This is a genomic window from Mesorhizobium sp. M5C.F.Ca.IN.020.32.2.1, from assembly GCF_004023105.1.
GTDB classification, from domain to species: Bacteria; Pseudomonadota; Alphaproteobacteria; order Rhizobiales; family Rhizobiaceae; genus Mesorhizobium; species Mesorhizobium wenxiniae.
This window is the reverse complement of the sequence record NZ_RZSX01000155.1, coordinates 1-9,315: the sequence shown is the minus strand read 5'-3', so window position 1 is coordinate 9,315 and position 9,315 is coordinate 1. Positions and strand designations below refer to the sequence as shown.

8 protein-coding genes, 1 tRNA gene and 1 pseudogene are annotated in these 9,315 nt (G+C 58.0%); 3 read left to right on the top strand and 7 right to left on the bottom strand.

Annotated elements, in window-relative coordinates; translation table 11 throughout:
* From EOA86_RS10560 to EOA86_RS39340, 5 genes are all read right to left on the bottom strand, one after another.
* Positions 1–621 (bottom strand): D-alanyl-D-alanine carboxypeptidase family protein (locus EOA86_RS10560; RefSeq protein ID WP_206629997.1); only part of this gene is annotated, 621 nt, incomplete at its 3' end.
* A 112-nt stretch (positions 622–733) separates the two neighbouring features.
* Positions 734–1,963 carry a septal ring lytic transglycosylase RlpA family protein gene (locus EOA86_RS10555; RefSeq protein ID WP_128341566.1) on the bottom strand — a complete coding sequence of 410 codons (1,230 nt, stop codon included), beginning with the start codon at positions 1,961–1,963 and terminating at the stop codon, positions 734–736.
* Positions 1,964–2,705: 742 nt separating this feature from the next.
* Entirely contained in the window at positions 2,706–3,422 is a 717-nt protein-coding gene (locus tag EOA86_RS10550; RefSeq protein WP_095520594.1) for a pentapeptide repeat-containing protein, read from the bottom strand.
* 574 nt (positions 3,423–3,996) lie between these two features.
* Positions 3,997–4,209, bottom strand: coding sequence for a hypothetical protein (locus EOA86_RS10540; protein WP_245497212.1), 213 nt, complete (start codon positions 4,207–4,209; stop codon positions 3,997–3,999).
* Between the two features lie 495 nt (positions 4,210–4,704).
* On the bottom strand, positions 4,705–5,034 hold the full coding sequence (locus EOA86_RS39340; protein WP_128341564.1) for a hypothetical protein: 330 nt from the start codon (positions 5,032–5,034) through the stop codon (positions 4,705–4,707).
* A 332-nt stretch (positions 5,035–5,366) separates the two neighbouring features.
* Between EOA86_RS39340 and EOA86_RS10530 the strand changes: the two genes are divergently transcribed.
* The 3 genes and pseudogenes from EOA86_RS10530 to EOA86_RS40110 form a co-directional block, all read left to right on the top strand.
* Entirely contained in the window at positions 5,367–5,942 is a 576-nt protein-coding gene (locus tag EOA86_RS10530; protein WP_128341563.1) for a hypothetical protein, read from the top strand.
* Between the two features lie 471 nt (positions 5,943–6,413).
* Positions 6,414–6,503: transfer RNA gene (locus EOA86_RS10520), tRNA-Ser, on the top strand.
* A 186-nt stretch (positions 6,504–6,689) separates the two neighbouring features.
* A pseudogene (locus EOA86_RS40110) lies at positions 6,690–6,962 on the top strand (hypothetical protein); the annotation flags it as partial.
* 374 nt (positions 6,963–7,336) lie between these two features.
* On the opposite strand, the gene EOA86_RS10510 reads toward EOA86_RS40110, so the two are convergent.
* Together EOA86_RS10510 and EOA86_RS10505 are read right to left on the bottom strand one after the other, a co-directional pair.
* A complete protein-coding gene (locus EOA86_RS10510) occupies positions 7,337–8,137 on the bottom strand; it encodes an endonuclease/exonuclease/phosphatase family protein (RefSeq protein ID WP_128341561.1) in 801 nt (266 codons plus the stop codon).
* Positions 8,138–8,292: 155 nt separating this feature from the next.
* Positions 8,293–9,315: phospholipase D-like domain-containing protein (locus EOA86_RS10505; protein ID WP_128341559.1), on the bottom strand; the 1,023-nt coding region annotated here is incomplete at its 5' end.

The following is a 9,315-nucleotide window of genomic DNA, read 5'->3' as shown; positions in this document are numbered from 1 at the left end:
GTTCCAGGTGAAATCCTTCTGGCCGTAATAGCGATAGAGGTCCGGGTACGAGCGCCAGATATGCAGGGCCAGAAGCGCAAGCTCTCGAACTGTCGTTTGCTGACCGTCGGCCGGCAGACCGGTTGAATTGACAAATGTCGATTTCTCGAGGCCAATCTGCCTTGCGCGCTCGGTCATCTCAGTCGCGAAATTCGCCTCCGATCCCGCAAAACCTTCGGCGATGATGATGCAGCCGTCATTGGCTGCCTGGACCGTCACGCCCTGGATCAGGTCTTCAAGCCGGATCGTTGACTTCAGTTTGGCAAACATTGTCGACGTCCCGGATGGCGCCCCGCCCGTACGCCATGCGTTTTCACTCACCACGAATGTGTCGTCGAGCGTCACGCGGCCCGATTTGATGGCGTTGAACACCACCTCCATCGTCATCAGCTTGGCCAGCGACGCCGGCGGAATCGGCCTGTCGGCATCCTTTGAAAATAGCACCGTTCCGGTTTCAGCATCGATCATGAAGGCCTGCCCGGCCTTGGTCTCGAAAAGCTGCGCCGCGGCCGGAGCCAGCGAAAGCAGCAGGAGGCCAAAACCCAGAAGCCCGGCGAGAGGCGCGGCGAAGCGAGATTTCATGAGAAGTTCGACCTGTCAGCCGGTATTTCTGGGCAAGCTCTAGGCTATCAGGCTTTGTCCCGGCCGATCAACCGCGCGATGGACAACAGGGCAAAACTTCAGGTTTTGCCGGTCAGTTCCGAACCACGAGCGCGTCCGGTGCGCCATGCGACCATGCCGCCTGCAGCATCTCGTCCAGGCTGCCATGGCCGTCCGGATAGAGGTTGACCGAATACCAGTCCTTGCCCTCGAATTCGGAGCGCTCGATTTCGGTCTTGCCGAAGCTGGAAAGCCGGGCTGCCACACGCTGTGCCTCGGCGGTATCCTCGAACGAGCCAGCCGCGATATAGGACGTGGCCGAAGCGGCCGGAGGAGTTTGCCGCTTCCACGATCGAAGGATTTCGGCAGGCGACATTCCGGCGCCATCCAGCGCGGCAAAGACATTGGAGGCGCGCTGCACGCGTTCGTCCGCGTAAGACAGCGACGCTACGCTGAACGGCGATTGCGCCGGCAGATTGATCTGCGGGCGTTCCGGCACGATCGGCCCGAAATCGGGCAGCGTCACATTGCCGGAGGCCGGCGCCTGCGCCGCAATGACAGGCTGTGCCGATGCGGAATTCGTCAACTGGCCGGGAAATGGAGCGGCGGCGACCAACGCCGTACTCGGCGATGGTCCATCCATGGCGATCATGACACCGGAGGGCAAGCCGTCCGACGGATCCGGCACCCTGTTGCCTGGATTATAGGAGGCCATCAGGTACCGATCATCATTGCCGTCAAGCGGCGCCCGCCCGACATATTCGACCTTCACCTTGGCCGTGCCGATATTGGCATAGTCGAGCATTTCGGCGGCGCGCTTCGACACATCGATGATGCGCCCTTCGTGGTAAGGACCGCGATCGTTGACGCGCACGATGATCGAGCTGCCGGTCTTCAGATTGGTGACGCGCGCATAGCTCGGCAGCGGCATTGTCGGATGCGCGCCGGTCAGATGTGTCATGTCGTAGACTTCGCCGTTAGCGGTCAGCCTGCCGTGGAAGGCTTCGCCATACCAGGAGGCGAGACCCATCTTGGCGTAGCGCTTGTCTTCCTTCGGATAATACCACTTACCGCGCACCTGATAGGGCTTGCCGAGCTGGTCGCGTCCGCCGCCACGCTGCAGGCCCGACATCTTGAAGGTGACGCGCGGGCTGGCCTTCACGCCGTATTCGGATTCGGAAAAATATTCCTTCGAGCGGGGTTTCTTGTTGACCATCGCCTTCGGCTGTGGCGGCGCGGCGCAAGCCGCCAGCAAGGCAGCCGACAGGGCAAACAAGGCGAACGCGGAAGCGCGACGAAGACGCGGGCGCGCCGTGCTTTGCATTTTTTGGTTGTCCCCTCTCAACAAAGGCACCGCAACTTGATCGTCGGCGGGGTCAAACCCACTCGACAAACGCTAGCGCCACCTTGATTCGCAATCCCTTGTGCACAGGAATTGTTTATCACCGTATTAACCGATTGTGGTCGGAACCGGGCGAGATTGTGGCACAAATCTTCCCGGTGATCGCTGTGAAAATCACCGCTTTTCGACCTTCGGCGCGCTGTTCGGCTTGCTTTCAGCCCCACCGTCAAGCGCCCATGCCCTGCCCTTGGCAGGAACGGGCAACGGCCGGTTGACAGGACTTCACTAGGCGCACTAGAGCAATGAAGCGCGAACGATCTCCAGGCGGCGCAGCAGTGCCAACAGGTATGAGTTGAGATCAGGACGAGCAGAGGGATGGCCGAGCGGTTTAAGGCACCGGTCTAGAAATTCGGTTGACGGCATCCCGCTCTATCCTGCCACGTCTTGCCAAGGCCTTCACTGTCAACGGTTTGCGGGTGCGGTAGCGCATTTCCTGCCACGTCTTCCCATCCAATACCGTAGCGTTGCGTTGCAAAAAACGTAGCAGCATGTTCTATCAACGTTCGCTGTGGGGCTTGAGACATGTCACTCGACTATCACTACCAAACCATTGGGTTTGTGCTGGATCATTTGATCGCCAAAGGGCTGCGTAGGAAAGACTTTTCCGCTGAGAACTCTATTGGAGGTGATGCTCTATCGCGAAGGCGACGAAGAAGAAGTTCAACTATTCCTGCTGGAATTGACAGGGCCAATCTTCAGGCCTCGTCAAGCCAGAAGGCAACTCGGTCCGGGCGTCTCCGCAAGCCATGTTGAGCTGCCACTGGGACAGACCCGCCGAATTGGAAAGGTCGACGCCCTCGATACGGGTCAGAAAGAAAAAGGCGCGGTCAAAGTCTATCGGCGCGGTGAACGTCGCTCCTCGGAAGTCCGCCCGTGCGAGATTGGCAAACGAGAAGCGGCTGCCGCTGATATCGGCGTCATGGAACTGCGCACGCCCCAATTCTGCCTTTGTGAAATCAACATTGGTCAGATTGGCGTCCTGGAAATTCGAGCGCTGCATTTCCGCGCTCGCAAACACAGCGCCCTGCGCGTCCATACGGCTGAAGTCGGTCCTGTAGGCCTCGATTCTGTCGAACCGGGCGCCTTTGGCGGTCGAGTCGGCCAGGGAAGCACGCACAAGCGTTGCCTTCTCAAGATTTGCCGCAAGGAGATTGCTGTTCCTGAGGTCGGTCGAAGTGAAATCAACACCGAACAGGTTCGCCCCGCTCAGGTCCTGTCCTTCTAGGATGAGAAGCTTCTTGTCACACTCGTGCCAATTGACGCCAGGCGTCGGGGCTGCGTGGCAATTTTGAGCAGCAGTGGCGTTCTGCCAAGCAAACACAGCGCAAACCGCTAGAACCAAGCCGGATGGGCCGTAAGCTCTGGTTCGCCTCAAAGTCATTGTTGCTGGACCTCTGCTACTCGCCGACACTCAACCTTACCACATCTGCTGACACTCGAGCCACCGTGACCACCGCCGTCACAGTTAGCGCATTTCTCGTATTCAAGCTCTTGACCCGAACCAGTCAATGCCGCTGCACGGTGGCATCGTCGCCAGAGGGTGGTGAGCGGTCGCCCGTTCTGACCAGCACGAACGAGCATCTTGCGCCAGAAGCGGTCCATTCAGATGCGTTAATGGAATGGCAGCTACTCGGTCAGAACCAGATCTCTGCGATCACCCGCTTTGCGCCTCAATCTGCACTAGGCGCGCTAGAACGATCGATTGTCATCGCATTCGCGCGTGCCTGAACGGCGCGATACTGGATTACGGGCTTTTCGCTCCCGATCGCGAAGCCTGGAGCCGCAGCGTCATCACCCTGGTGCGCAACGTCAGCTAAACCGGCGTCGTAATGCACAATGGCGTCGAGGATCGTCTTGGTAGATATTCTGAGCGCGGGAAATGTCATCCCGATGTAGGCGCCGGGGTAAGGCAGCGGAAGATTGGCAGTCTAGTGCCGTTGTTGCTGTTGCTTCGGTTACCGGCTCAAAGTGGCTATCTGGGAGAGCTCGGCGATATCGCCATAGATCATCGAACCTTTGACGAGAAAACACTTGTCACCGAGGACTTCGAAGAGTGAGCTTGAGGCGGTGCAAACCGGCAGGTTCTTCGAATTGGCGTACGTACCGGGCGCCGCGGTTTCGACCTTACGGTCCGCGGCTTCGGCATAGCTGAAGCTGATCGCGAGCATAGCGATAGCAAGCTGGCTCGGGGATAAGCAAGGTCGCGACATGCATCCAAAATAGCACCGGCCCTTGATGGGCTTCGTCCATCGATTGGATGAAGCGGTCACCTATATTAGGGTAGTGGGTTAGTTTGAAATCTGCGAAACGCGATCAGGGAGAACCACGACGGTGGAAATGCATGGCCATTTGAAGTTGTCCTGCTTGCGAGATATCGGGTTTTCCGAGTGGGACCCATAGGCTTGCTCGGGAAAGGCGAGGTTTGGGACCAAAAGCCCTTCGCAGATGAGTATGACCCGTATCTACTTGAGGCGGCAGGGCGGCTTCGCCGAGACTGGATCGTAGACGACGCTGTCGAATTTCTCATGAAGATCGAATGCGATCATATGGGACTAGGTCTGAGAGCAACTTCTCGCCCGCGCGCAGAGGCCACTGCCAAAGCGATCCGTGCTTATTTAGATAGTGTTAACGGGACGATTTCAAACTGACCCACTACCCGCCGGCTACCCGAGCGCTTCTTTCGCCGATGCGACCACGTCATTCCAGCTCGGTGAGGCCATATACTGCTGTGCCGAAGCAGAAAAGTCTACGTCAAGGTCGTAGAGCAAACGGCTGACGGTTTGAACGGATTTCGCTTGGTCGATCGTATCAACAGTTCGTCCCACCTCATCCTCTGGACTGAAAAGGAACCAAGTATCATCCAGCATGAAGCGCATAACGATCTGTATATTGTCATATTCTCGGCCCTCGGGGCACCGACGCTCAACCCAGCACAGCCGCTGATATTCAGCATCACTGAGGTCTTTGAGGCAAGAAATCAGATCGTCTCTCATCGACCCAACATACTCGGCTTGAAGTCCGCTTTCCACCCATCTCGGCCATCGACGGCCGCCAGTTAACACGATGTTCGTCCGAGCGTACCTCAGGGCCTCGACCAAGGAAGAGGACGCAGGGCGCTGGATTTCCAGACATCCATTTGCTGTGACCCGCGCTGGGTGCGCTGAGCCCGGGTTCTTGGCGAGAGCTGAGGCGACCAAGGCCAAGACCGATGTCGACGCCAAGCGGCTCAATGCTTCTGCGTGGAAATCCTCAAATCCTAAGCATCGAGGAACTGACGACGGGATAGGGCAACCGACTGCCGACTAGTGTGCTATTACGCTTTGCTATGGACATCGACGATATTCGAAATCGAGCGCAAGGTGTTGCCAAAGGCCGGGTCACGGCCGAAGAGCTTGAGTTCGCGCGCAGCATCCTTCTGGAGCGTCGAGGCGACGTTGGGTCAGCTTTGTACATTGTGGGTTGGTGTGGAAGCGTGTCGGATGCTGTCCTGATTGAGAGCTACCTCTATGGGCCAGAACGAGACTTGCATGGCGAAACTGCATTGAAAGCGCTGTGCCGTTATCTTCGCCTTATTGATCGCTATCGACCCCTTCTACGCGAACTCATCATGCCGCCAACCGATGTTGGCTGGACGAACAGCCGTATGGCCGCTATCCAACTCGCGCCCAACTATCTGAGCGGCTTCCAAGATGATGAACTGGGCTGCCAATTGGTTACGATACTCTGTGATCCAAACGATCCAGAGCAGCCATCGGCTCGCGCTGCGTTGGTTGAAATATTGGCTTTAAAAAGCGAACTTAGAGACCCATTTGGGCTGCACGAGGAAAATGGCGATATGGATGCTGGCTACATCGTAAAACTGGCCCGTCAGCGCTTCGGCTGTGGACGCAGAGTGCAGTAACCGAATGACAGCATAGGGTCACTCATCTCGGCCATTGGCGGCAGCAACGGGTATAGGGACAGGGTCTGCTTTCCACCCCTGCGGACGTTCGGTCCACGATCATATGCTACCCGTATGCGCCACTCATCTCTTTCGTCCTTCCTCAATGAGTGGGTGCGCGTCTTGGGCGAGACCGCCCTGCCCCGCATCCGCTTTCATGACCTCGGCACACCCACGCCACGCAGATGCTATCGGCCGGAGTTCATCCAAAGGTCGCCAGCGAACGCCTTGGGCACTCGACCATCGGGATTACATTGGATCTGTATTCCCATGTCATGCCCGGCATGCAGGCTGACGCGGCAGAGCAAGTTGACGCGGCGTTGCAGGTAGCTATAAGCGCAAGTCGAAAGACCCATATAGTTGCAAAGTGCGTAGCAAACGGCCTTCTGAGCAAACCCAAAGAGGCAGAAAGCACTTTAAAGTCAACTACTTGGAGGGATGGCCGAGCGGTTTAAGGCACCGGTCTTGAAAACCGGCGTGGGTGCAAGCCCACCGTGGGTTCGAATCCCACTCCCTCCGCCAGATATTAAGCTATGTGACTGATTTAAGTTACCTTTTCCATTTTTATCAAGGCTAGTTCCTAACTCCGTTCCTAACGTCCACAAACGATGAAGGCCCAAATCAACGCCGCCAACAACCGTGCTTGGCCTTTGATGGTCCGCATTGTCGCAATTTGCGCCGCACCGCCACTGATCATTCGGCCCTCTAATGACCCGCCTGTCTTTTGCGGGAGAGCTTGAAAGCGCCGCCGACCGCATCGCAGCTATGTCGCGGGGCGGATCTGCAGATCATCCTGCGCCGCGCCGCATTGATGCTCAGAAACGTTGCCGACGTGCCGCTGGAGCCCTCGACGGAGGACGCTCTAAACTCCATCGCGGCCGAAATGAAATTGGCCGGTCGGACCTCATTCAGATCGTGCCGCGCAAGTGGCTGGAAACCAACGCCTATCTGCCAGTCCGAACGATCGATGAGGAAAGCGAGACGGCAGCGCGTAGGCTGGGACGCGACCTCTATGCAGAAGACCCGCCGCTACATTTGCGAAGCGACGGGCTTCCGCCCCATTCCCCCATACCTGACCAAGCAACTGCCGTGCCAGACTTGTTGACCCATTGCGGGGCACCTTATGGCTTCTGCGCAGCGGAATTAACGACACGTACTTCGTTCGCATGTTTCGATTGCATTAGCTTTAACTCACGTATTCACCAGCCACGTGAGCACGCCCCCCCGAAGGCTCGCTGGTCAGGCCCAGCGGCCTCCCCCGCAACCAAAGCCGCTGGGCCGCCCCGCTCGGCTCCGCTAGTCAGACGAGAGCTTCCCATTGAACCGATCTCCATCCGTGGGGCTGGGCAGCTACATCATAGGCGAACGAATCCTATAAGCGGTAGATGATCGGAGGCGACCCGCGAAAGCGGCGTGTCATGGGCTTCGACGGTTGAGATCATTCCGTGTCGATTTGCCATGATCCGGTCGAGCGACAGCAGCGGCAGACGCGATGGAAAGGTGGGGACCGCCGGCGGCGCGGGACCGAAAGTCGTGTGCAGCGTGTTCAGCGCGGAACGGTTTCCGAGTCGCCATTCGTTCAAATCGCCGAGCAGCAGTGTTGGTTTTTCGTCCGGTCTGTTCATGATTTCGAGCACGACACGGGCCTGTTCGGAGCGCGATCGGCGTAGCAAGCCGAGATGGGCTGCGATAATGCGCAGAGTTCGTTTCTCGTCCAGATCGATTTCGGCAACCAAGGCTCCGCGCGGCTCCAGCCCCGGGAGCTTTATCTGATGGACATTGCGAACGATACCCCGTTTGAAAAGCAGAACGTTTCCGTGCCAGCCGTGCCCTTTGCCGTTTCCGGACACCGGCACCGGTACCAGGCCCGTTTCCAATTCGAGACGCAGCAGATCCAGAAGGCCGGCACGATCTCCAAAGCGATTGTCCGCTTCCTGCAACGCAATGACATCCGGGGCGATTTCCCGGATGACGCGACCGATTCGTTCGGGATCGAACTTTCTGTCGACGCCCACGCATTTGTGAACGTTGTAAGATGCGACCAGAGTCCCCGCGGGGCGTGTCCCTTCGCACGGCGCAGCCTTCGCCTTCTGCTTTTTTCTGTCGCGAATGGATTTGAGCACACTTGCAGGAAAGCTATGTCCAATTCTTTGCATGAATCTGCTGCTCGTCCTCACTACCTTCAAGACTTAGCTTTGTCTCACTCAAATAGGATCTGCAATCGCTGCTTCCCCTGCCCTGACGAGATGCGGCGCTTAAAAGGAGCGATGGCTGCTTCGCCCGAATTTCCCCCGGCAGAACGAGAAAGCCTCTAAAGGTAGGGCGATCCCAGCCACAACACTCGGTCGAACAGGCGGACGATAAATGGCCGGGTCCTCAAGGTTTCTATCGTTACAGACGCGGCGGAGGCGATTGCCGATCCGATCCGCGCTTCAATCTCCGCGGCAAAGCCTGCATCAAGAACCTCTATATCAATCTCAAAATTCAGCCGCAGGGACCGGGCATCAAGATTGGAGGATCCTATATAAGCCCAAACTCCATCGACCGACAGCAGCTTCGAATGATCGAACGAGCCCTCCGTGCGCCATACGCGGCAATAGTGCTTCAGGACCTGATCGAATTGCGCCGTCATCGCCCGGTCGACAAGGAAAAGATTGTTCATCGCCGGTACCACGATGTCGATCTCGACGCCTCGCCTGGCCGCTGTCGTCAGCGCGCTGATCAGTTCCCGATCCGGCAGGAAATAAGGCGACATGATGCGGATCGATTTGCGGGCGACGGAAAATGCTCCGATCAGCAAGTTGTGGTTCGTTTCGATGCTGGCATCCGGCCCCGATGCAACCGCCCGCGCCAGCATCGGTTGACCGGGAGCCGCGGGAGGCGTGGCCACTTGCCAGGTGTCGCCTTTCAGGAGCTCGCCGCTCACGAAGCGCCAATCTTCGGCGGCAACCGAAAAAACGTCGGCCACGACCGGCCCGGTGACCTGAAAATGCGCGTCCCTCGCGCTGGAGGAGCCGGCGAACTCGGCTGAGAATCCCTTTCGGATGTTCATCCCTCCGGTGAACGCAATCGTGCCATCGACGACCAGGATCTTCCGGTGCGTTCTGAGGTTGGCGTAGGGAAGACGCAGGCCCATGACAATGTTGCCGTTGAAGAGGTCTGCGGTGATTCCTGCCTCTCGCAGACGCCCAAGAATGCTGGGGACGGAGTAACGCGCCCCGACGGCATCGATCAGCACGCGAACGCTGACCCCCCGCTGGACGGCTCCGGCGAGAGATTCCACGAAAAGCCGCCCGACATCGTCATTGTCGAAAATGTAGGTCTCGAGAAGGAT

Excerpts from the sequence above, each read along its gene's own strand:
- EOA86_RS10555 (WP_128341566.1), bottom strand. The coding sequence starts at position 1,963 with ATGCAAAGCACGGCGCGCCCGCGTCTTCGTCGCGCTTCCGCGTTCGCC.
- EOA86_RS10550 (WP_095520594.1), bottom strand. The coding sequence starts at position 3,422 with ATGACTTTGAGGCGAACCAGAGCTTACGGCCCATCCGGCTTGGTTCTA.
- EOA86_RS10540 (WP_245497212.1), bottom strand. The coding sequence starts at position 4,209 with ATGCTCGCGATCAGCTTCAGCTATGCCGAAGCCGCGGACCGTAAGGTC.
- EOA86_RS39340 (WP_128341564.1), bottom strand. The coding sequence starts at position 5,034 with ATGAGAGACGATCTGATTTCTTGCCTCAAAGACCTCAGTGATGCTGAA.
- EOA86_RS10530 (WP_128341563.1), top strand. The coding sequence starts at position 5,367 with ATGGACATCGACGATATTCGAAATCGAGCGCAAGGTGTTGCCAAAGGC.
- EOA86_RS10510 (WP_128341561.1), bottom strand. The coding sequence starts at position 8,137 with ATGCAAAGAATTGGACATAGCTTTCCTGCAAGTGTGCTCAAATCCATT.